This is a genomic window from Niallia sp. FSL W8-0954 (genome assembly GCF_038005605.1).
Classification (GTDB): domain Bacteria; phylum Bacillota; class Bacilli; order Bacillales; family Cytobacillaceae; genus Niallia; species Niallia circulans_A.
Genome location: NZ_JBBOTN010000001.1, coordinates 4,469,999 through 4,493,112, shown reverse-complemented (window position 1 = coordinate 4,493,112; position 23,114 = coordinate 4,469,999). Strand labels below are relative to the sequence as shown.

The window sequence follows — 23,114 nt, the reverse complement described above, 5'->3', positions numbered from 1 at the left end:
AACAATGATTACAATTGTAACCGTTTGCGGAAATGGAATTGGCAGTAGTTTAATGTTGAAAATGAAGATAGAAGAAATTTGTGCAGAATTGGGAATTCCAGCACAAGTCGAATCATCTGACTTTAACGGAGCCAAGGGAAGAAACTGTGACTTAGTCGTGACGATTGATGAATTAGCAAAACAATTTGATGGCACGGCGCAAAGAGTTTGTGTGGTAAGGAGCTATATAAATAAGAAGAAAATTAAAGCGGATGTCCAGGAAGTGTTGCAAGAGGTTGCTTCTAATAAAAAATAACATACGGTTGAGGGGGCTTTAAAATGGGCTTTTTAACAAATGTTTTAGAATTTCTTAAGGATATTCTCTCAGAGCCAGCACTTTTAATAGGGTTAATTGCATTCATTGGCCTTGTTGCATTGAGGAAACCATTTCATAAAGTTTTAACCGGTACACTTGGTCCTATTCTCGGCTATATTATGCTGAGTGCAGGTGCATCCTTTATTGTTGCCAATCTGGAGCCATTGGGAGCAATGATAGAAAAAGGTTTTCACATCCAAGGGGTTGTTCCCAATAATGAAGCAGTAGTTGCTACCGCTCAAAAAATGCTTGGTGTAGAAACGATGTCGATTTTATTACTAGGTCTCATTCTTAATATCGTCATAGCAAGGTTTACAAAGTACAAATATGTATTTCTAACCGGTCACCATAGCTTTTTCATGGCTTGCTTGTTATCCGCAGTGCTAGGTGCATCTGGTTTATCAGGAGCATTACTCGTTATGATCGGTGGCTTTATTTTAGGCGCATGGAGTGCGATTTCCCCAGCAATCGGGCAGAAATATACATTAAAAGTTACGGATGGGGATGATATTGCGATGGGCCATTTTGGGAGCATCGGATACTATCTGTCTGCATGGGTTGGAAAGTTTGTGGGAAGTCCAAAGGATAGTACGGAGAAAATTAATATTCCGGAGCAATGGTCCTTTTTAAGAAATACAACCTTATCTACGGCACTAACGATGTGTGTTATTTATCTTATAGCAGCAATCGCAGCTGGTTCAGAATTTGTTAACACCCTATCGGACGGGGTGTCCCCTTATTTATTTGCTATTATGAGTGCTTTGAAATTTGCCATTGGTGTAACAATCGTTTATAACGGGGTGCGGATGATTCTTGCAGACCTTATTCCGTCCTTCCAAGGAATTGCTACAAGGATAATCCCAAATGCAGTTCCAGCAGTAGATTGTGCCGTCTTCTTCCCGTATGCACAAACAGCGGTAATCATTGGCTTTATCTGTAGCTTTGCAGGAGGAATTATTGGAATGCTCATTCTTGGATTTGCTGGCGGTGTATTAATTATTCCAGGGCTCGTTCCTCATTTTTTCTGTGGAGCTACTGCTGGTGTCTATGGAAATGCAACAGGCGGAAGAAAAGGAGCAATGCTTGGTTCTTTTGTAAATGGGTTGGCACTAACCTTCTTACCTGCATTACTTCTCCCTGTATTAGGAGATTTAGGCTTTGCTAATTCTACGTTCGGTGATGTGGATTTTGCTCTAATTGGGATACTTCTTGGGCAAGCAGGAAACCTATTTACCACAGCTGGCATCTACGCGATTGTCTTTTTGCTAGTACTCATTTTAATTATTCCAAACTTTATTAAAACGAAAACCGTTACGATCAATCATGTCGATGAAGATACCAATATGTAGGAGTGAAGCAGAATGGATAAATTAATCGATCAATTAAACGTCAAAATCTATGCAGATGGAGCAGTATTAGCTGATATGTTAGCAGCATATAAAAGTGGAATCATCCGTGGATTTACGACAAATCCAAGTCTAATGAAAAAAGCTGGTATTCAAGACTATGAAGCATTTGCAGTCGAAGCACTTCACCATATACCAGATTTGCCAATATCTTTTGAAGTATTTTCCGATGACTTTGCCATCATGGAAAAAGAAGCAGAAAAGATAGATAGCTGGGGAGAAAATGTCTATATTAAAATACCAATTACTAATTCGATGGGGCAGTCATCTATTCCCTTAATCCAAAAACTATCCAGTAAAGGAATGCAATTAAACATTACAGCCATTTTAACACTAGACCAAGTCGAAGAAACGGTTCAAGCCTTCAAATCTGGAACAAAGAATATCGTTTCCGTATTCGCCGGCAGAATTGCAGATTCGGGAATTGATCCTATCCCCACTATGAAAGAAGCCGCCAAAATATGCAACAAAAAAGAAGGAACGGAGCTATTATGGGCCAGTTCGAGAGAGCTATTAAACATCATGCAAGCAGACGCATGTGGCTGCTCGATCATCACCTGCTCCCCAGACATCCTTAACAAACTAGCAAACGTAGGAAGAGACCTAAAAACTATATCCCTCGATACAGTAAAAATGTTTAATAAAGACGTACAAGAATTAGGGTATTCCATTATTTAGCGGGACGGTTCCTCCTGCTTTCTTTTTGGGGGGAGTATTGGAGGAGAGGTTCGGCGTTGTTTTTAAAGTGAATAAAATAATGAAGAGCCATTAGAACAATGTTTGTTCCAATGGCTCTTTTTACGACACGATTTTTTTTATCTTTCACAAAAAACATCCTCTGTATCCCAACCTATTAAAACACAGGCAACTTCTCTAAATAAACGATATCATCTCTTTCTGCAGCATCTCCTTCAGCAAGAATGGCAGCTTTTGAAACAATGATTCCTCCTGCTTTGGTAACGAGTTCCTCGAGTGCTCGTATCGATTCCCCGGTGCTAATGACATCATCAATTATGGCAATGCGTTTTCCTTTAATCTTGGCGGCGTCTTTTCCATCTAAACAGAGTAATTGTTCTTTTTGGGTGGTAATGGACACGACTTGATTAATTAGTGGTTCGTCCATATAGGGTTTTACACTTTTTCGAGCAACGATATATTCTGGCATGTTTAGTTGTTTCGATAATTCATGGACGAGGGGAATTCCTTTTGCCTCAGCTGTTACTAAATAATCGATGTCTTTCAATTGCTCAGCTAAGAGGGAAGCGGCTGCAACGACGATTTCTGTATCGCCTAAAATAACAAAGCTTGCAATCTTTAAATCATTTGAAATAGGGATAATCGGTAACTCTCTTTTTACTCCGGCAACAGTAAGTGAATAAGTCTCCATCATAAATTCTCCTTTTTCTTAAACTCCAAAGAGTCCTAGTAAAAATTCCATCACAACGCCAGCTAATAACCCTAAAAATGGATCGGCAATGGCTGTTACGATGATAGTAATGGCTCCAACAATAGGGGAACTAGCTTCTGTACCAGTTAGTGCAGCTGTTGCATTGCCTGGTAATGTCACAATCGCCCCTAAGACGAAAAGGAAACCGGCAATGGATGAACTAGGTACATATTTTCCAATCTTCGGCAAAAGTTTGAAGAACAGGATCGCTGCCATGATGGCCATTGTTAGAACTCCTGCCCATACTGCATGGGGAGCAGAGGCAGTAGCGGAAATAATGATTTCCACAGGTCCTCCACCAAATAGAGAAGAGACCATATCTGCTAAACTACTAATAATCGTTAGCGTGTCAATATTTACATTTGCTCCGGCGATTTCTCCATTGATTTTTCCAAAGGCAATATTAGCACCAATATTCAAACAAACAAGAGCGAGTGCCCCGCGAATAACAGAAGGGTTGAGAATAAACTTTTGGAGCTTAAATTTATCTTCTGTTAGCATATTTGTTACAGTGGCAGATTCTTTTTTAGTGAAATGATAGACAATGCTAGAAAGCAGCACAGAAACAGTGATGGTATATACTAAGTCTTTTGAAATAATATAGGTTAATAAGGCACTAGCGAATGAAGTGACCCCAATCAATCGATCGTTTTTTGCCATATCCCAGGCAACCTTTGCAAGCATAAAACCAACACCAGCCATCATCCCATTTGTAATAACAGGACCAATCCAGGCAACGATTTGTTCCATCAATCCAAAAGCACCTATAATAACTAATAAAAAGGCACCAAAAAAGATGGAAGAGAGCCGTTCGCACATATTTTTCCCCATTGTTCCTGCAACTGTTATGGTTTCCGCCTGAAAGGAAATAACGGCAACATTGCTTGTTAAGCTATTCCCAGCAGCACCTACAAGAAAGGCAAGTGCGGTTGGCACGGACGCAAAGCCAAAAGATAGAGCCAGTAACCCTTGGGGCAATCCATTTAATACAACACTTAATGCTGCTAGTATGTCTTTTAGTATATCTTCCATTTTCCTTCTCCTTTACTATTTCCCGCAATGTCCTATAGAAAAAAACCGTTCAGCAAATTAGAACGGTTTCTAGAAAAAGAAATTTTCCGTCCATAGTAGAGTGATTTATGGCCACTCTGTAGAAACTCCCAGACCATATTACCGGGATTATACGGGTTATTTACGTACAATATTTACATTGTAACTTAAAAAGTTCGTATTTTAAATAAAAATTTTGAAAAAATAGAAGATAGTGACTTCTTTTAGCGGTAGAATCTGCTGAAGGATAGAATAAAGTAGTTCGAATAATGGACTCAAATATTGTTATAAAAAATCTCATATCTGTATTGATATGGTTGAATTAGGCCGTTAAAAATAATAATTAAGTACACTAATCCTTTACCTGTCGTTTTCTTGAATTGCTTGTATTAGGGGTGGGAAAATAAAAACTGCAATAAGTATAGGGACGAATTTTTATTTTATTTAAAGTAAAAATTGCATAGCAGGAAATCAATTGGTCTATTTGACAGGAAGCATATCAATTTTCCTCTTCGTAAAATTTCACCGCCTTTCATTTCTGCGGAGAGGTTGGTCCTAGTCTTATCAAAATATAAATCTATAGGACCAAATGGTAATTATTAAGTCTACTAACTTTATATAGGATAAAAAAGATATAATAGATCGGGCGCTAGTCCTTCTTGGATTAGCGCCCTTATAAATATTACACCATTAATCTACCAATCCTTTCTTAACACTGCCTCTTACTACTACTTTTAAATAGGGTTCTTTTTTTGAGTATTCAAAGAGACCAATGTAATCTATTCCATTATAATTCAAATATATTTCTTCTGCCTTGTCTTTTGTTGTTATTTTAGTACCTGATAAATGCCTTTCATGAGGAGTAGACATAAGCTCTTCTCTTCCATTAACAGTAACACCATTATCGATAAGAATATAAGAGACTAGCATGAAATAAGGAATATCTAAATCACTATCTACAAATTTTTTAATATCTAATTGTATTTCTTCTTTTTCTAAGAACGTTTTAACATATTCTACTTCATTAAATTTCTTCACCACTTCATAAACCTCCGTAGATTCAGCGAGATGGTCTATCGAAATAGGAGGAATAAAAAAATGAAGCAAAGTGTTAGTTAAAATCCCAAAAATTAATGAGAAAAGCACTATTTTTTTATCCTTTTTGACTAAGAATAGAAAGATTATTCCAAGTATTATTCCTATTGGTATAGTAATAGATTCTGTTTTAAACGAAACAAATGTAATAATGTATATGAATGTTAGCTTCAAAAAAAGAATAGAACTTTTTTTCTTCTGAAGAATAAAAACAGAAGTACATAGAAGGAAATAGATGGAGCTGGCTATAATTAAATACATAAATCCTCCTTTCCTTTTAAATACTTTATTAGTCTCAAGTTTAATCTCTGAAAAAATAAAACCTATAAATTGTGTGTAAGAAAATTATTTGTTAATTACCAATTTTAATATTAAAATCTAATACAAACTCTTGACATAACCAACCAGTAGGTACATTTACAGACGCCTTTCCAATACTTACGGCTCCAGTGAAAGGAATTAATGAATGAATATACTTAGCTTGAAATTTTCCAGTCTCATTTTTAAATTTAACGGGAACTTTTATATCTTGACTAAGTCCACCAGTCATAAAGTATGTATTAGGTAATAAGAACTTCCCACTTATACCATACAGATTTTGTGAGGTATCCATTTTAGCGCTGACATAATTATTGTTAAATACATGAAGGTAAGAATAAAACCCATCTAGAGAATTTGTAACCCCAATAAATCTATTATCCCAGGCAATAGCGACATTATCTGTCCACTGCAAATCAGCATAATCAGACCAAGTGAAATTTAAAAATGCACGATATGAATACTCAGTTGCATTACTTGAAGACTTATCTACAAATGCAGAAACTGATAATTTATCATCATTATAATAATCTCCGTTATCATAAGAATTAATACTAGCTAATGACGTCTTTGTATTGCTAATAGGTATGTTATTTTCTTTATTATATTTAGCGATATCTTTTTCAATCAGTTCGTTTATTTGATTTCGATTTTCATTTGTTACTTCATATTTTTTTCCATTTAAACTATTATAATATTCCTTTTTTGTAATAGTATAATCTGCTTTTTCTCCTGTCGAAGTAGCAAGTTTTTCTTTAGTTTCCTCATTCATTGACAGTATCTCTTCTTTTGAGAATCCCTTTTCAACTAATAAACTATCAAAATTTGTATCTGCTGAGGCTTCCAATGAGAATCCTAAAAAAACTATTGATAGAAAAAAACAATCAAAATTCCTTTATGTCGTTCTATCATCATCATTATCCCTCCTTAAATTTACTTCACAGTTTATCATTGCGTCTAACCTTTTAAAAATTGCAAATCTCTTGAAAGATAGTCCTCTATTTAAATAAGAGACTATATTCTTACAATTTCTGCATTAAATACTAAATTACTCTAGTATATCTAACTTGATAAAACAGTATCTCTATTATATTGAAATCAGATTTTAACAATCTTGGGCAAAGTAATAACAAAAGTGAATATATTGAATATTACTAGGTCCTTAATTTTATGTCTTATAAGACAGATTGAGAGTAAGGTGCATAGAATAATTTTAAGCTTCATGCGTGGATGATAGGCAGGACAACCTTCATTTTGAAGAAATGGTTCAAACGTTTCTTGAGGGATACTTTCCACTAAATGATGGACATGGAAGGCAATATCATTATTTTGTAACGTTACTTCTAAATCTAAAGGCAAAACGAGTTGATTCATGATATAATCTTTAAATATAAGGACACTTCTTTCTGATTAGATTTTGTGTGGTAACTTAATTTATCAGAAGTTGTCCTTATTTTTTATTGTAAAAATAAGCAAAACGGTGAAATTTTACTTGTCGTAAAATTTCACCGTTTTTTTCGTCTTAGAGGTGGGTTTTGTCCCAGCCTACTTTCTAGTTATGACACTTTCTTATCTGTATTTTGTTTCAATTCCATTTTCTTATTTTCCTTTCTCATTTGTTTAAAGTACCAGCCGAATAACAGGATATAAGCGGCAAGAGCTAGCACGGAGAATCCTATTAATTTGATATCCCAAGTATCGACAGCTTTTCCAAATAGAATAGCGAGCATTTTTTCAATTGGATCAGAGTCCACGGAAGAGAACAGGGCGTCAGCAGCCAGTCCATTAGGAAAATTCCCCATAGCTTTGGAGGTTTCCGTCACGAATTTAGCAATAAAAGTTGCTCCCCATAAGAATAAAGGAATTAAAATGGTTCCAATAATGGTCATGCGTACTACTCTTCCCTTTGTTACGATTAGAAGAGCTGGGGCTAATACAGTAAGCAGAATTCCTCCTAATGGAAGGACTGTATTGCCGGGAAGAAAGATAGCGACTAGCAGCAAGATTGGTGCTAAAATATTCGCTACTGCCCATAGTTCTGCGCGTGTCGCTAAGATTGGCCAGTCGATTCCTATCAATAATTTCCGGCCTTTAAAACGCTTACTCATTTTCGATGTAATACCTTCGGATAAAGGACCAATTGCTGGGCCGAACCAGCTGCCAACTAATGCAAATAGTTCAAGGGCAACAGCACCAGTAAAGGCTAAGGTGAAAATTTCTGCGACTGACAATTGTCCAAGAATACCGATGAATATCCCTAAGTAGGCACCAATTGCGAAATTACTGCCCCAGAAACCAATTTTTTTATTTAATGCTTCTGCATTAAAGTCAAATTTATCAATAAATGGTAAGCATATATCAATAAACTTGTTTAACACCATAACAAGTGGTGCGATTAATAAGGATGGATGAGCAGTTGTTGTAATGTTGTTTTGGTCATAGCCTAAAAGCTCATTGATTGTAGGCTTCATTACATCTGCATTGATAAGCATTAATGCGTAAATAAAAGCTACGAATAATGTTGTTAAAATTAGATTATCATTAGAATAATACATAGTAAGAAGACCAATGACAGAGAGATTCCAAATATTAAATAAATCTACGTTTAAGGTTGTTGTTTTCTTAGCGATCAACATGAATACGTTTACTAAAAGGCATATAAAAGCGAAATAGAGTGTGTAAACAGATCCCCATGTGATAACAGCGAGTGGAGCCCATCCTAAATCCGTAACAGATAAGGCAACTCCCGTAGATTCTACAAAACTATTTAGTGCTGGTGAAAAAGCAGTAGTAAGCAAAGAAATAATTGCTCCCATACCCGTTAAGGCAATGGCCATTCTTAGGCCGCCTTCAATTGCTTTCGAGATAGAAACGCCAACGATTAAGGAAAGAATCGTAATGATGATAAACATCATGGCAGATCCTCCTAAATTAATAAAGCCATTAAAAGCATCATTTAATTTCTCAAAAAACATTTGACTTACCTTCCTTTTATGAAATTTACGTAATCGGTTCCGTAAACGGTTACTCAAAATATAACAGAATTTTTTTAAAGGTACAACTATTAATTTAAATTAGTTTATTAAAGGAAAAGCATTTTTAAAAGAATAAGAGAGAAAGGAAAGTAACCGGTTTCGTTGATAGGAGAGCCTTTTCGCTGGATTGATAAAAAGCGGTAAGTTTTTAAAATATATAATTTCAGTTGACATTATTTTTTGGGAATGATTAAATGAAAATAAGTAATCGGTTACGTAAATGAGGGATTAAGATGATAACAATCAAAGATGTTGCGAAAGAAGCAGGTGTTTCTGTTGCTACTGTATCAAGAGTTCTTAATAATAAAGGTGGCGCGAAGCCTGAAACAATTACGCATGTAGAAAATGTAATAAAAAAATTAAATTATAAACCAAATAAAATAGCCAAAAGTCTTTCGGAAGGAAGCTCCAATTTAATTGCGCTTCTTGTCCCAACATTGAATAATCCCTTTTTTCCTGAGTTGGTTAGGGAAATTGAAAAGGTTGCAAATGAAAACGGTTATAATGTGTATTTATGCAATAGTGATGATGATCGCATGAAAGTGGAATATTACCTAGAATCTATGATTGACCACTATGTTAGTGGCGCCATTATTAATTCGCTTCATGTAGATGCAAGTGACTTAGCAGAATTAGAAAAACGCGGAATTAGAACAATTACAATTGACCGTGCAAATTTTGAACATCCATACTCTGCCATAACTGTTGATCACACTTTAGGTGCACAGCTGGCAGTTACTCATCTTATTCGAGATGAAAAATGTAATAATATTGTGTTTATTTCCGGACCTAAAAATGAGAAAAGTGCGATTGATCGTTTAACTGGATTCACGCTTGCTTTAAACGAGGCGGGACATCCTGTCAAAACGCATATATGTTATGGCGATTTTGGAACCGCAAGTGGGTATGAAAATACAAAGGCTCTCATTCAAAATGGCCATTCATTCGATAGCATTTTCTGTGCAAACGATGCAATGGCTATTGGCGCTATGCGTGCATGCCATGAGTTTGGCATTAAAGTACCAAGTGAAGTGAAGATTGTAGGCTACGATAATATTAGTCTTGCTTCCTATATGTATCCAACTCTTTCATCTGTAGATCAGTGCAAAGAAGATATTGGCAGATTAGCGGTCAATGAATTAATCCAATTAATAAAAAATCCGAAGAATAAGCAGAAACAATATGAATTGGAGCCAAAGTTAGTCATAAGAAATTCGTCAACAATTAATGGAGGAAGTATTAATGAATAAAATCGGACCATCTCTGATGTGTGCAGACTTAGGGAATTTAGAACAAAATATTAAAGAGTTAGATAAAGCGGGTGTTGATTTTTATCATATTGACATTATGGATGGAAAATTTGTACCCAATTTCACATTAGGACCAGACTTTGTGAAAACGGTTCGCAGACTTACAACAACCCCATTAGATATTCATTTAATGGTAGAAGAGCCAGAAAGACATATCGACTTATTTGCAGAGTGTGGAGCAGACATGATTTCCGTGCATCAAGAATCAACAAATGCTCTACATAGTGTATTAATGAAAATTAAAGAGAAAGGAATAAAAGCGGGAGTAGCGATAAATCCGGGAACTTCGCTTGAATTCCTTGATCAAGTATATGACTTAATTGATTATGTCGTAGTGATGACTGTAAACCCAGGATTTGCCGGCCAAAAATTTATTCCTTCTATGTATGAAAAGATTGCGAAACTAAATGAGAAGATAAAGCAGTATAATCGTGAAATCGAGATTCAAGTAGACGGCAATATTGGAGAAATTACCATTCCAACATGCCAAGAAAATGGTGCGTCGATGTATGTATTAGGAACAAGTGCTGTATTTAATAGTAATCATTCATTGGAAGAAAATGTTCGATTAACAAGAGAAATATTTAACTAAAACCAACTGGAGGAAAGCTAAAATGAATTATGATATCGTAGTTGTCGGCAGTATTAATATGGATATAATTGTAGAAGCACCGAAGTATCCAGCATATGGGGATACGATGTTTTGTGATTCTATTAAGATGCTGCCAGGGGGAAAGGGAGCAAACCAAGCTGTCTCTGTAGCGAAGCTTGGTAAAAAAACGTGTCTAGTTGGATCCGTTGGAAAAGATAGTGCAGGAAATCAATTGATTGAGAATTTACAGGCAAAAAATGTGGATACTAGTTATATTGTGCAAAGTGAAGCATCAGGCACTGGTACTTTTGTTGCGATTGTTGACAGTTCAGGTGAAAACACAATGGTAGGAACAAAGGGAGCAAACGATTCTCTATCAAAAGAGGATATTGAGAAGATATTCGCCCAAATAGATGCGAAGATTCTGCTTGTCCAATTGGAAACTAGCAAGGAATCTATCATCGCTGCAATGCAGGCCGCTAAAGAACGCGGAATGTATGTAATCTTAGATCCAGCACCTGCTGATGGAATCTTTGAGGAAGCCTTTCAATATGCTGACTTAGTAACACCAAACAAACAAGAAACAAAACGCATCACTGGAATTGATGTAATAAATAAAGAAACGGCACTTGAAGCAGCGAAAAAACTAAATGAAAAAGGCATTTCTGATGTCATTGTCAAAATGGGCGAACATGGAAGCTTAGTATACAAAAATGGAGAAGCAACAGTAGTAGATGCTATTAAAGTGAAAGCAGTGGATACAGTAGGAGCAGGCGACTGCTTTGCAGGTGCTCTTGCTAGTGCCTATTTAGATACGAATGATTTAGTAAAAGCGGCTAATTTCGCAAGCGTTGCAGCAGGAATAAAAGTATCGCGGAGCGGCGGCCAAGAAGCAATCCCAACTTTGAGTGAAGTAGAAGGGTATTTGGTGAAGTAAGGCTTTGGTTATACTAAAAAACTTGATAAAATCCTCATCCGTAACTGGTTGGGGATTTTTTGGGTGTCAGGCACCATAAAAAGACAAACGGTCTATTTTGTCCATAGGAGATAGACAGTTAAATTAACAGACGCAATTTATTTATCATTCATTCTAGTAGAAGGATTTTCTTTTGCGAAGATTTTATTTTAATGCAATCGTTTGCGTGATTTTTCGTATTTTTCACCACTAGTTACTAATAACAAGAATATTTTTCTTGTAAAATGGTAGATATATTACTATAATCAAAGATAAGTTTTAGTGCAAACGTTTTAATTGGAAATAGGAGGGAACACAATGAAAAAGATGTTGTCATTTGAATTTTGGCAAAAATTCGGAAAAGCATTGATGGTAGTGGTAGCTGTTATGCCGGCAGCTGGAATCATGATTAGTTTAGGTAAGCTGATTGCCATGATCGATGCTTCTGTTTTTATCACAATTGGAAGCGTTGTAGAGAATATTGGCTGGGGGATTATTGGTAATTTACATATTTTATTTGCCTTAGCAATTGGTGGTTCGTGGGCAAAGGAAAAAGCAGGAGGAGCCTTTGCTGCGGGAATTGCCTTCTTATTAATTAATAGAATTACAGGCTCTATCTTTGGAGTTACAAATGAAATGCTATCTGAAGAAGGAGCATTTACGCATACTTTATTTGGAACCAAAATTTTAGTAGAAGGATATTTTACAAGTGTATTGGAAGCGCCTGCACTTAATATGGGTGTTTTCGTGGGGATTATCTCTGGCTTTATCGGAGCAATTGTCTATAATAAATATTACAATTTCAGAAAGCTGCCAGATGCACTGGCCTTCTTTAATGGAAAACGATTTGTACCGTTTGTGGTTATCCTTTGGTCTGTTATCGTTTCCTTGATCCTTGCGGTGATTTGGCCTACGATTCAAACGGGAATTAACCATTTTGGACTGTGGATTGCGACTTCAAGTGAAAGCGCTCCAATCCTAGCGCCTTTTATCTATGGTACAGCTGAACGTCTACTTATTCCATTTGGTCTACACCATATGTTAACGATTCCAATTAACTATACCTCACTAGGTGGAACATATACGATTATGTCTGGTGTGATGGCTGGTAAGGAAGTATTTGGACAAGATCCACTTTGGCTAGCATGGGCAAGTGATTTAGTGAATCTACAAAATGCGGGTGATACTGCGGCATATAACCAACTGCTCTCATCTGTTACTCCAGCACGTTTTAAAGTAGGGCAGATGATTGGTGCGACAGCAATTTTGATGGGAGTCGCTGTTGCAATCTACCGAAATGTGGATATGGATAAAAAGAAAAAATATAAATCAATGATTTTTTCCGCAGCCATCGCTGTCTTCTTAACAGGGGTTACAGAGCCATTAGAATTCATGTTTATGTTTGCTGCTCCTGTACTTTATGTTGTTTATGCTATTTTACAAGGATTAGCTTTTGCCTCTGCGGATATTGTCCATTTACGGCTCCATTCCTTTGGAAACTTAGAACTGATTACACGTTTGCCGATTGCTTTTAAAGCAGGCTTGGGAGGCGACGTCCTAAACTTTGTGATTGTATGTATTGTCTTCTTTATAGTGAGCTATTTTATTGCGAATTTCATGATTAAGAAATTTAATTTTTCAACACCAGGTCGTAATGGTAACTATGAAAGTGATGCAGATTCTAACACCACAGAAGCTGGGAACGCTGGTCCTACTAACAGCCAAGTGTTAGAAATTGTCGACTTATTAGGCGGAAAAGCTAATATTACCGATGTGGATGCCTGTATGACAAGACTGCGTGTCTCCGTAAAAGAGCTAGATAAAGTAGGCGATGAATCGTCATGGAAAGCAGCTGGTGCAATGGGCTTAATTAAGAAGGATGGCGGTGTTCAAGCTATCTATGGTCCAAAGGCTGACATTCTGAAATCAGACATTAATGACTATTTGGAGCAAAGTGAATGAAATTATTAACATTAAATACCCATAGCTGGATAGAAGAAAGTCCTTTAGAAAAACTGGAAGCAATCATGGAGCAATTGCTTGCTGATTCCTATGATGTTATTTCCTTACAGGAAGTAAATCAATCGATGGATGCAGAGGAGGCAGAGGTGGATTCTTTTTTCATTGCCCCCAATCAAGATACGGTAATTAAAAAAGATAACTTTGCTTTTCTTCTCCAGCAGGAGCTGAAGAAAGAAGGGCTTGAATATTATTGGAGCTGGGTTCCTAGTCATATAGGTTACGACCAATATGATGAAGGAATCGCCATTCTTACTCGATTTAAAGTAACAAATGCAAGAGGGATATTGCTGTCCCGCAAAGATGATTATACAGACTATCATACAAGAAAAGCGTTGGAAGTTAGTTTTCAAGCAAGTGAAAGAAACTATTTAGTATACGGATTGCACCTATCTTGGTGGCAGGATGAAACCGAAAGTTATCCTTTCTTGTATGAATGGAACAAGCTTGTTGAAGCATGGGAAGCGGAAGCACGGGCAGGTGGATGTATCTTGTTGATGGGCGATTTTAATAACCCTGCCCATATCGAAGAGGAAGGGTATAGTGTTGTTTCCAAGCACCCTTATTTAAAGGATGCTTATCTAGATGCCACGGTCAAAAATGGCAGCCATACTGTGGAGAAGAAAATTGATGGCTGGGAGAATAATAGTGATCTGCTTCGGATTGATTATATCTTTGTTTCTTCTAATCTATCTGTTTACTCATATGAAACTGTTTTTGATGGAAGAACCACGCCGGTTGTGTCTGATCATTTTGGGGTTAAGGTAGAGATAGGGTGACAGATAGGGTGACAGATAGGGTGACAGGCACCATAAAAAGACGCTGTCTCTCTACAAGGGACATTTAAATATATTCTTCCGTATTAGCTTTTTTACTTAGCAGAAGCACCCTAATCAAACGTTTGATTAGGGTGCTTCATGTTATCTGATTGATTGTAGACCAATAGAATTCTCAAGAACGGGAGTGAACTTTCTCTCCTTGAACCCAAACTTCCGAGATATTATCTGGGCGTACGAGATAGAGGATCTTTTGGAAAATATCATCTAAATCTTCTGCTTCAGAGAAAATCGGCAGTTTTGCAGTTGGTGTTTTTGTATCAATGATTTGTACATCCCAAGTGTAGTTTTCTTGTAAACGTCCGATTGGCAGACTTAAGCTTTCACCCCCGCCGGCAGTTGCTAGATAAAAGGCTTCATGAATAGAAATTCGGGAATCTGGTACGCCTCTTTCCTCTGCGGGAAGAGCTGGATTTACGCCATCTTCTAGCATTCTCGAGGAAACAACGGCTTGCTTCGCATTATCATACAGACTTGGAGTGGCACCAGCGGAAATATCTGTACCGAGTCCGATATCAATTCCCATTGATTGAAATCTTTTTATGGGCAGTACGCTATTGGCGAAGTAGGCGTTGGATAGCGGGCAATGGCTGATGGCTGTACCAGTTTCCGCAAATAATGCGGCATCGTTGTCATCTAAGAAGTTACAATGAGCCATCACAGATTTGTCGCCTAATAATCCAAAATCATGGAGAGCGAATGCGTCATGCTTACCCAAGCGTTCTTTTACATAACCATGAGCCCAGTCACTTTCACTGCAATGGGACTGAATATGGGTATCATATTTTGCTGCCAATTCGCCAAGTCCCTTAAGGGCTTCGTCTGAGCAGCTTGGAATAAATCGAGGTGTAACAACAGGATAAACACCTTGTTTCGCCTCTTTGGCTAACTCTTTCACGGCTAAAATAAATGACTCTGTATCAGCTAGAGCTGTTTTTGTATCAGCATCTCGGTAATAGGATGGGTTTTGTTCTGGATCATCCATGACGACCTTGCCTACTAAACCTCTTTGCCCTTTTTCTGCACAGATTTTTGCCAATAACAAACTCGCCTCTTTGTGGACAGTCGCGAAATAAAGAACGGTTGTTGTTCCATTTGCAAGCAAGGTGCTTACCAAGTCTTCATATACTGATGAGGCGAAGGATAAATCTGCATACTTAGCTTCTAGCGGAAATGTATAGGTATGCAGCCAATCGTATAGCGGGATATCTAAAGCTGTACCCGACTGTGCCCATTGCGGTGCATGAACATGCAAGTCTACAAAACCAGGTAAGAAATATTGCCCCTCTGCTAAACGGTGGAAGTTAGCTTGTCCTTCATAAGTCTCTAACAAGGCTGGATATTCGGCCTGTTCCGGTCCGATCATTTTTTTTATCATTCCATTGGTATCGATAAAGAATAAATAGTCTTTCAATATAGTTACTTTTTTGGGAGATTCACTAGAAAAAGCAGTTCCGTGAAAAATATGCGTATAATTGTTCATAAACACCTTCCTAATGTTCGTGTTTTGTGTTAATATAGTCATTGTAGCAAGTTGATAATTGCTAGTAAATAAAAAATTTTATTGCGTATTTTAAAAAATGAAGTGAATGTTGAAGGTGGGCTTGAGCATTGCAAATGTTTCAGGTTGCTATAATATTCAAAAATAAATAGTGTATTTTCATATAATCGTAGGGATATGGCCTACAAGTTTCTACCTGTTTACCGTAAATAAACTGACTATGAAAAGCAGAGATAAAATGGACATGACGTCCCTTTATAGGGAGATGTCTATTCTTGTCATACTTTGATTATAAAGGGCTCGAAGTGCATGCTTTTCTTTTGTTAAGGAAGGTATGTACTTCGAGCTTTTCTGTTCGGTGAATTTGCTCGTTAATGAAGAAACAAGGATTATATGAAGGTATCATCAACAGGGGGTACTGGGATGGAGAATATGGCAAAAGATTTGGAAGCAAAGGGGAATATACAGAAAGGAAAAGAAGAAATTACCGTTGGCAAATCGATTTTTCTAGGAGTACAGCAAATATTAGCGATGGATTTGTTTATCCCGCCGATTATCTTGGCAGGCTTATTGTCCTTTTCCGTATCGGATAGTGCATTGCTGATCCAAATGACCTTTATCGCATGTGGAATTGCAACGATTATTCAAGCAGGCTTTGCAATGAAGCTTCCTGTTATGCAAGGACCTTCCTTTGTGCCATTAAGTGCACTTGCAGCAATTGGAACGACATCAGGAATTGGAACAATGATAGGCAGCTTAATACCTGGTGCTTTAATTATTGCCTTGCTTGGTTATCCGCTTAAACTCTATAGCAAAGTGGTTAGAAAAGTCATCCCACCGATTGTTGCTGGGACTGTTATTGTGGTTGTAGGGATTTCTTTAATGCCGAGTGCGATTAATTCTATTTATACAGCAGAAGGTAGTTTTGGCGAAAATATCTTGGTTGCGACCGTTACAGCAGCTGTATTGATTTTCTGTATGTACGTAGGGGAAAAGGCTAAATCTAAATGGAAATATATAAAAGTAGTATCGGTTATCTTAGCACTAGGATTAGGCTCACTTGTTGCCTCTTTCTTCGGTTTAGTTAGTTTTGCCTCATTAGAAAATGCAAGCTGGTTTCAAATGCCAAGTCTATTTGCATTTGGAGCGCCACAATTCAATGTTCATGCCATCCTAGTCATGATTGTAGTTTACTTAATTGTCACTATTGAAACAACGGGAACATGGTTTACTGTAAGCAATGTAACGGGTGAAGAGCTTAATGACAAACGTTTAAATGGCGGTGCATTCGGTGAAGGGTTAGGCTGTTTTGTCGGTTCTTTTTTTGGTGGAACGCCAGTAACGGGCTATTCCTCTAATGCTGGTATTATTGCGATTACAGGAGTAAAGAGCCGTAAGCCAATTATTATGGGGGGAATTATGTTAGTAGTTCTAGGCATGATGCCAAAACTGACGAGTTTGATTGCCTGTATCCCTAGTGTGGTGATTAATAGTGTATTTGCGATTTTATGCGTAATCATTATGATGAATGGATTTAAAGTCGTGAAAGGATTGGAATTTACGGAGAGAAATATGATTGTTATTGGAGTTCCAATCATGCTCGCTTTATTTGCTGTATTAATGCCGGCGAATGTGTTAAATGGGCTGCCTGAAATTGTTACTTACTTTGTATCATCAGGGACAGCTATAGGAGCCATTGCTGCATTAATTCTTAATCTAGTTTTGCCGCAAAAACAAGTAGAGCGTGTAAATACAAACAAGCCAACGGTAAATGTTAACTAAAAATAGGAACAGGAGAGGCGCGATTATGCAACAAGATAGACTATGGAATGAATGGCATCCAGTATGTAAAGCAGAGGAATTGCAGGATGATCCGAAACAAGTATTTGTTCTTGGAGAAAGAGTAGCCATTTTTCGAAATGAGAAAGGCGTTCATGCCTTTAAAGATTTGTGTATTCATAGAGGAGCGGCACTTTCGCTTGGTAAGGTAAAAAACGGAAATTTAGTTTGTGCATACCATGCTTGGGAATACGATTGTGCAGGGGCGTGTGTCAAGATTCCAGCATTGCCAAATGGACGAGCTATTCCAAGAAAAGCGAAAGCAACCGTTTATCATTGTGAGGAATACCTTGGACTTATTTGGGTGAACTTGGGGGATGATCCAGCACCGCTTATTTCTTATCCTGAATATAGTACAGAAGGATATCGAACAGCGATATGTGGTCCTTATGAGGTAAAAGCAAATGCACCGCGAATCATTGAAAACTTCCTCGATGTTTCCCATCTTATGTTTGTTCATGAAGGCTTGCTTGGAGATGAGGATCATGCCGAAGTGGTCGATTATAAAGTGGATTTTATCGATAACCGTTTTATTACAAGCAAAATTCCTGTCTACCAGCCCAATCCAGATGGACGCTCAAAAGGTGGATATGCCAATTATGTGTATGAAATTCTAAATCCAACAACTGCTCGTTTCACGAAAACAACAGATGGATCAGAAGATGCGTTGACGATTTTGCTTGTCGTCAATCAAGAAGATAACGAACAGTCGAAAGCCTTTATGCTGTTAACAAGAAACTATGATTTAGATAAACCAGATGAACCATTTATCGAATTCCAGGATAAAATCTTTTATCAAGATTTAGATATTGTTCAAAGCCAAAAGCCAGAATTACTGCCATTGGATCTGCAGGTTGAATTGCATCTTAAGTCAGACGCTTTGACGATCAGCTACCGTAGATGGCTGCAGGAACTAGGGGTGGAGAATGGAACAACTCCTGGTGACAGGCACCATAAAAAGACAAAAAGCTAATTCTGTCTCTCTCTGGAGGACAAAGGGGAAGAGGGATCATTTTTTGGTTCCTTTTCCTATTTTTTTGGACAAAAAATGGAGGGATTTTGTTTGGGAGGTAGAATGTAATATTTTAAGCTGCCTCTTTTTAACTTATTCCTAGGATACAGTTATAAGTCCCTTTGCTAATCTCCCTCAGTTTCATCCTTCATAATATGCAATCAAATTTCATAAAAAAGGAGGTTGTTCGTTGCCTAGAAAAAAGCGTGTTTGGTATCCTGAAGCTAGTTATCATATTACGAGTCGAGGTATTCGCCGGACTTCTTTATTTTTGGACGAGGAAGATCGTAAAAAGTATCTGCGATTGTTGACAGAAGTAATGGAGGAAAAGCCATTTATTCTGCAAACCTATTGTTTGATGACAAATCACATCCATCTTCAAATAAAAACCCTTCAACATTCTCCAAGTGACATTATAAGATCTCTCCATTTTAATTACGCGATATATTTCAATAAGAAATACGATTTTACAGGGCATGTGTTTGAAAGTCGTTATGGCTCTGAGTTGATCACTTCTGCTCAATATGAATTAGAAGTAAATCGGTACATTCATCTAAATCCAATTCGAGCTGGTATGGTAGAAAGCTTGGAAGAATATCCTTGGAGCAGTTATTTTGACTATATAGAGACCAAGGAGGGAAGCTTGGTAAATTCAGAACGGATTTTTGCTTATTTCCCCGACCCAAAAATCGAGAAATATCTTCAATTTTTACATGCGAGAGGAAAAGAATCTGATCAATATCCAATCTAAGTTTGCATTACTAGCTTTAGGACAGTTGAATAAGTTGTTCTTAATTAAAGAGTTTTTTCACCAAGGTTTTACGTTTTTTGCTTTACTGTAAAACTATCAATTGAAAATCTCTGTTCACTTGCATGAGCTTTATAGCCTATACTAAAGAACAAAAGAAATATTAATAATCCTAATGCCTTTTTCAATTCAAACCTCCAAATATTTGTATTTCTCCTGAAAAATAACACTTTACAACAAAATTCTTATATCTTATTTTACTTTTTCGATGGCTATTATATCTGTTGTGGAAGTCAATATGATTTGATGCTCTCCGTTGCTATAATAAGTCGACGCTCCCACTTGTTCTTCTTTTTTCCAGCCATTTGATTTTATGACTTTTACATATCTAAAGGGAATACCATGTTCTTCTGATGCATTTGGCCATTTATAAGTTTTTGAAGTTTCAGTTTCTTTTATAATTTCAGCATTTCTAGGAACTGGGAAGTCATAAAAATCTTTTGAAGGTGGAAATGGAAAATAGATAAAAAAATAATAGCATCCTCCTATTAACAGAATAGTTAAAGCAAATGTCAGAAATAATTTTTTCCTCAACATACTTCCCCTCTCCAAAGTACTTATTTTAAAATCTAATATACATATTTATCCATAATATTAACAAACCTACTATTTATTTATGTTAGTTGGAAGAAATTTTTTTGCTTAATCAGTGGCTATACCTCCTATTATTTTTGATAAAATACTAGATAAATAGAATTATAATACTTTTATAACAAAAAATGGATATTTTATGTGTGGAATTCCTAAATTTTACAATAACTGTCCCCAATGAGTTTAATTTTTTCTTATATTATTATAATTGGATTGATAAAAAAAGAATTTGCTCAATAAAAAATATTATTGAGCAATGGAACCTATATTTTGAACGATTACTTAATAATGGTGAGTATATTCAATATATAGAAGTGGAAAATTCACTTGCGGAAGAAGTAATCAGTATAATTCATGGTGGTATCATCAATCTTCCATTGGGAATTATCTAATAATTGAAAAAGCTATTTTCTATCATAAAAAATCAACCTGATAAGGTCTATTTTAAATATTGAAAGTTATCCTTATTTATTGATTATGATTCAATTCCTAATGAATTTAGAGTAAATAATAGTGATTTTTATTTTATTTCACAAAATAGTATATTAAATCTCTAAAAAAAGTAGAGTGAGATTATCATTAAGCTCAATAATATAACATTAGTGCACTTTATTAACATTTAATCTATAGAATAAATATAGTTAATGTTTGTTACCATGGACAAAGGTAATATATAGATTTTTTTTCAATGATCTTGGATAGAGTTCAATTATTTTCTCAACAAAAGTTTAAGGAAGAAAACAGTCTTCATCAGGAGGCTGTTTTTTATAAAATTTTCAGCCGATAATGAAGCTTCTAAATTTTACCTAGTTATCCTAATAAAGGGTAAAGAGTAAGCAGGAGGTAAGACCAAAAAAACAAGGGTGCTAGATCGTTTCCACTAAAGATAAATGACTTAATTATTTTTTCTATGATGATAAAGCGGTACCATCTACGCTGCTACTAAAATCCTCATCTTTTCCGTAAACTTTTGTCTAAATCAATTCCTTGACAAGCATTTTTAGCAGGCGTATATTTGGTTACGAATTATAACTAGGGTAGAAAAAATTATTAAAAAAATAAGAATGACCTATAGATTAATGGAGAGAAAGGGGGACAAAGAAGTAGTTTAACTATAGGAAGGAACGAGGCTTAGAGAGAACTTCGTAAGGAAAAGAAGTGTCGGAATTTATCTCGAATTAAAGATATATCAATTTGAGAATTTCTGTTAACTTAAAAAAGAAAGAAGGAGCAAGACATGGCAATAGGTACAATTAGTAAACAAGATGTTATTCAAACAAATTTAAAAGGAAAACAGCTCTTATTAAATCCATTTCTTAATAAAGGCGTAGCCTTTTCGAAAGAAGAACGTCAAGAGCTTGGTTTAAATGGTTTATTACCAACTCAAATTCTAACATTAGAAGAACAAGCTAAACGTATTTACGAACAATTTTCTGCCCAAACAAGTGATTTACGTAAAAACGGTCTTTTATATGATTTGTATAATCGAAACGTCGTTCTATTTTATAAAGTACTTCAGGATAACCTGAACGAAATGCTGCCCATTATTTACACTCCTACTGTTGGAGAAGTAATTCAAAAGTACTCTCATGAATATCATATTCCTGGTGGATTATACTTATCTATCGATAATATGGAGAACATGGAAGAAGCTTTTAACAATTTAAATATTCCTAGTGATGGAATTGATTTAATAGTAGTAACCGATTCAGAAAGTATTCTTGGTATTGGAGATCAGGGTGTCGGTGGTATTAATATTGCGATCGGTAAACTAGCTGTTTATACGGCAGCGGCTGGCATAGATCCTAGTAGAGTGCTTCCAATTGTGTTGGATGTGGGAACAAACAACGAAGCTTTAATTCAAGATCCATTATATCTTGGTAACAAATTTAGTCGTGTTCGTGGCAAAAACTATGATCAGTTTATTGAGCGATTCGTGGACAATGCATTGAAGGCTTTTCCAGATGTTCTCCTTCATTGGGAAGACCTTGGAAATGTAAATGCTCGTGCAATCATGGATAAATATGGTGATAAAATTCTTACTTTCAATGATGATATCCAAGGAACAGGTGCTGTTACTTTGGCGGCTATCATGTCTGCTTTAAAAGTTACGAAAGAGTCTCTTTCTGATCAGCGAATTGTTATCTTTGGGCCAGGTGCTGCAGGCATTGGGAATGCAGATCAAATGGTAGAAACAATGGTATTAGAGGGAGTTCCAAGAGAAGAAGCGTATAACCGCTTTTGGCCTATTGACTTCCGTGGATTATTAACAGACGAAACTCCAGATGTTGTTTCTTTCCAACAACCATATATTCGTTCTGCAAAAGAAGTAGAGGATTGGGAAAGAAATGAGGTAAATATTATTCCGCTTTTAGAAGTGATTAGAAAAGTAAAACCGACTATTCTTATCGGTACATCTGGACAAGCAGGTGCTTTCTCGGAAGAAGTGGTAAAAGAGATGGCTAAACATGTTGAACGTCCGATTATCATGCCAATGTCTAATCCGACTCCATTAGCAGAAGCTACACCAGAAGACATTATTAAATGGACAGATGGAAAAGCATTAATTGCTACTGGTAGTCCATTTAAAGACGTGGAATATAACGGTGTCACATATGAAATTGGCCAATCAAATAACGCATTTGTATTTCCAGGATTAGGGTTAGGAGCAATTATTGCAAAAGCTGCCATTATTTCAAAAGGAATGTTTGCAGCATCTGCAAATGCCGTTGCGTCTTTATCTAATAGCAGCTCGCTTGGGGCATCTATTCTTCCTTCTATTGATAAATTACAAGAGGTATCTAAAGCTGTAGCTATGGCAGTAGCGGAAGCTGCGATCAAAGAAGGAATTGCGCACGCGGAAATAGAGAATCTAGAACAAGCGCTTAATGATTATATGTGGAAGCCGGATTATAAAACAATAACATTAAAACAAGACAATTAAA

General features: G+C 36.4%; 20 protein-coding genes, 1 pseudogene and 2 riboswitches. Of the genes and pseudogenes, 13 read left to right on the top strand and 8 right to left on the bottom strand.

Going from position 1 to position 23,114, the window contains the following annotated elements; genetic code table 11:
- Window positions 1-4 precede the first annotated feature (4 nt).
- The 3 genes from NX902_RS21950 to NX902_RS21940 are packed head-to-tail and all read left to right on the top strand — an operon-like array spanning window position 5 to window position 2,439.
- Window positions 5-295, top strand: a complete 291-nt coding sequence (locus NX902_RS21950; protein WP_123260377.1) for a PTS sugar transporter subunit IIB — start codon at window positions 5-7, stop codon at window positions 293-295.
- Window positions 296-318: 23 nt separating this feature from the next.
- The gene (locus NX902_RS21945; RefSeq protein WP_341160992.1) at window positions 319-1,704 is read left to right on the top strand and encodes a PTS ascorbate transporter subunit IIC; all 1,386 of its coding nucleotides are present in this window, start codon (window positions 319-321) and stop codon (window positions 1,702-1,704) included.
- Between the two features lie 24 nt (window positions 1,705-1,728).
- Window positions 1,729-2,439, top strand: coding sequence for a transaldolase (locus NX902_RS21940; RefSeq protein WP_341161083.1), 711 nt, complete (start codon window positions 1,729-1,731; stop codon window positions 2,437-2,439).
- 175 nt (window positions 2,440-2,614) lie between these two features.
- Here NX902_RS21940 and NX902_RS21935 read toward each other — a convergent pair whose 3' ends face one another.
- The 6 genes and pseudogenes from NX902_RS21935 to NX902_RS21910 all read right to left on the bottom strand — a co-directional run bounded on the left by NX902_RS21935 (window position 2,615) and on the right by NX902_RS21910 (window position 8,646).
- On the bottom strand, window positions 2,615-3,148 hold the full coding sequence (locus NX902_RS21935) for a phosphoribosyltransferase family protein (protein ID WP_341160991.1): 534 nt from the start codon (window positions 3,146-3,148) through the stop codon (window positions 2,615-2,617).
- 18 nt (window positions 3,149-3,166) lie between these two features.
- Window positions 3,167-4,240, bottom strand: a complete 1,074-nt coding sequence (locus NX902_RS21930; protein WP_095332711.1) for a guanine permease — start codon at window positions 4,238-4,240, stop codon at window positions 3,167-3,169.
- 73 nt (window positions 4,241-4,313) lie between these two features.
- Window positions 4,314-4,415: riboswitch (purine riboswitch) on the bottom strand.
- A 533-nt stretch (window positions 4,416-4,948) separates the two neighbouring features.
- Window positions 4,949-5,299 carry a hypothetical protein gene (locus tag NX902_RS21925; protein WP_152680008.1) on the bottom strand — a complete coding sequence of 117 codons (351 nt, stop codon included), beginning with the start codon at window positions 5,297-5,299 and terminating at the stop codon, window positions 4,949-4,951.
- 406 nt (window positions 5,300-5,705) lie between these two features.
- Window positions 5,706-6,518 carry a hypothetical protein gene (locus NX902_RS21920; RefSeq protein ID WP_047941941.1) on the bottom strand — a complete coding sequence of 271 codons (813 nt, stop codon included), beginning with the start codon at window positions 6,516-6,518 and terminating at the stop codon, window positions 5,706-5,708.
- A gap of 305 nt (window positions 6,519-6,823) precedes the next feature.
- Window positions 6,824-7,063, bottom strand: a pseudogene (locus tag NX902_RS21915) (IS5/IS1182 family transposase); the annotation flags it as partial.
- Between the two features lie 164 nt (window positions 7,064-7,227).
- Entirely contained in the window at window positions 7,228-8,646 is a 1,419-nt protein-coding gene (locus NX902_RS21910; RefSeq protein WP_047941944.1) for a PTS transporter subunit IIC, read from the bottom strand.
- Window positions 8,647-8,939: 293 nt separating this feature from the next.
- Here NX902_RS21910 and NX902_RS21905 point away from each other — a divergent pair, with 293 nt between their 5' ends.
- The 5 genes from NX902_RS21905 (at window position 8,940) to NX902_RS21885 (ending at window position 14,361) form a co-directional block, all read left to right on the top strand.
- A complete protein-coding gene (locus tag NX902_RS21905; RefSeq protein ID WP_047941946.1) occupies window positions 8,940-9,956 on the top strand; it encodes a LacI family DNA-binding transcriptional regulator in 1,017 nt (338 codons plus the stop codon).
- A complete protein-coding gene (gene rpe, locus NX902_RS21900; protein ID WP_303982492.1) occupies window positions 9,949-10,608 on the top strand; it encodes a ribulose-phosphate 3-epimerase in 660 nt (219 codons plus the stop codon). Before NX902_RS21905 ends, rpe begins: the two co-directional genes overlap by 8 nt.
- Window positions 10,609-10,630: 22 nt before the next feature.
- Window positions 10,631-11,545, top strand: coding sequence for a ribokinase (gene rbsK / locus NX902_RS21895; RefSeq protein WP_047941948.1), 915 nt, complete (start codon window positions 10,631-10,633; stop codon window positions 11,543-11,545).
- 336 nt (window positions 11,546-11,881) lie between these two features.
- Window positions 11,882-13,525: a PTS transporter subunit IIBC gene (locus tag NX902_RS21890; protein ID WP_217275647.1), complete on the top strand. Its 1,644-nt coding sequence runs from the start codon at window positions 11,882-11,884 to the stop codon at window positions 13,523-13,525.
- On the top strand, window positions 13,522-14,361 hold the full coding sequence (locus tag NX902_RS21885; RefSeq protein WP_047941950.1) for an endonuclease/exonuclease/phosphatase family protein: 840 nt from the start codon (window positions 13,522-13,524) through the stop codon (window positions 14,359-14,361). Before NX902_RS21890 ends, NX902_RS21885 begins: the two co-directional genes overlap by 4 nt.
- Before the next feature lie 172 nt (window positions 14,362-14,533).
- On the opposite strand, the gene guaD is transcribed toward NX902_RS21885, so the two are convergent.
- Complete coding sequence (gene guaD, locus NX902_RS21880) at window positions 14,534-15,901, bottom strand: guanine deaminase (protein WP_303982495.1); 1,368 nt, start codon at window positions 15,899-15,901, stop codon at window positions 14,534-14,536.
- 157 nt (window positions 15,902-16,058) lie between these two features.
- A riboswitch (purine riboswitch) is annotated at window positions 16,059-16,160 on the top strand.
- Window positions 16,161-16,342: 182 nt separating this feature from the next.
- Between guaD and NX902_RS21875 the strand changes: the two genes are divergently transcribed.
- From NX902_RS21875 to NX902_RS21865, 3 genes are all read left to right on the top strand, one after another.
- The gene (locus NX902_RS21875) at window positions 16,343-17,701 is read left to right on the top strand and encodes a uracil-xanthine permease family protein (protein WP_061799415.1); all 1,359 of its coding nucleotides are present in this window, start codon (window positions 16,343-16,345) and stop codon (window positions 17,699-17,701) included.
- 25 nt (window positions 17,702-17,726) lie between these two features.
- On the top strand, window positions 17,727-18,731 hold the full coding sequence (locus NX902_RS21870; protein ID WP_303982498.1) for an aromatic ring-hydroxylating dioxygenase subunit alpha: 1,005 nt from the start codon (window positions 17,727-17,729) through the stop codon (window positions 18,729-18,731).
- Window positions 18,732-18,960: 229 nt separating this feature from the next.
- Window positions 18,961-19,521: a transposase gene (locus NX902_RS21865; RefSeq protein WP_303982501.1), complete on the top strand. Its 561-nt coding sequence runs from the start codon at window positions 18,961-18,963 to the stop codon at window positions 19,519-19,521.
- Between the two features lie 249 nt (window positions 19,522-19,770).
- On the opposite strand, the gene NX902_RS21860 is transcribed toward NX902_RS21865, so the two are convergent.
- The gene (locus NX902_RS21860) at window positions 19,771-20,115 is read right to left on the bottom strand and encodes a hypothetical protein (protein WP_286167795.1); all 345 of its coding nucleotides are present in this window, start codon (window positions 20,113-20,115) and stop codon (window positions 19,771-19,773) included.
- Window positions 20,116-20,312: 197 nt separating this feature from the next.
- On the opposite strand from NX902_RS21860, the gene NX902_RS21855 reads away from it, so the two are divergent.
- Together NX902_RS21855 and NX902_RS21850 are read left to right on the top strand one after the other, a co-directional pair.
- Window positions 20,313-20,561 (top strand): hypothetical protein, encoded by a 249-nt coding sequence (locus tag NX902_RS21855; protein ID WP_341160990.1) that lies wholly within the window; start codon window positions 20,313-20,315, stop codon window positions 20,559-20,561.
- An 845-nt stretch (window positions 20,562-21,406) separates the two neighbouring features.
- Window positions 21,407-23,113: an NAD-dependent malic enzyme gene (locus tag NX902_RS21850; protein WP_144545749.1), complete on the top strand. Its 1,707-nt coding sequence runs from the start codon at window positions 21,407-21,409 to the stop codon at window positions 23,111-23,113.
- The last annotated feature ends 1 nt before the right edge of the window (window position 23,114 follow it).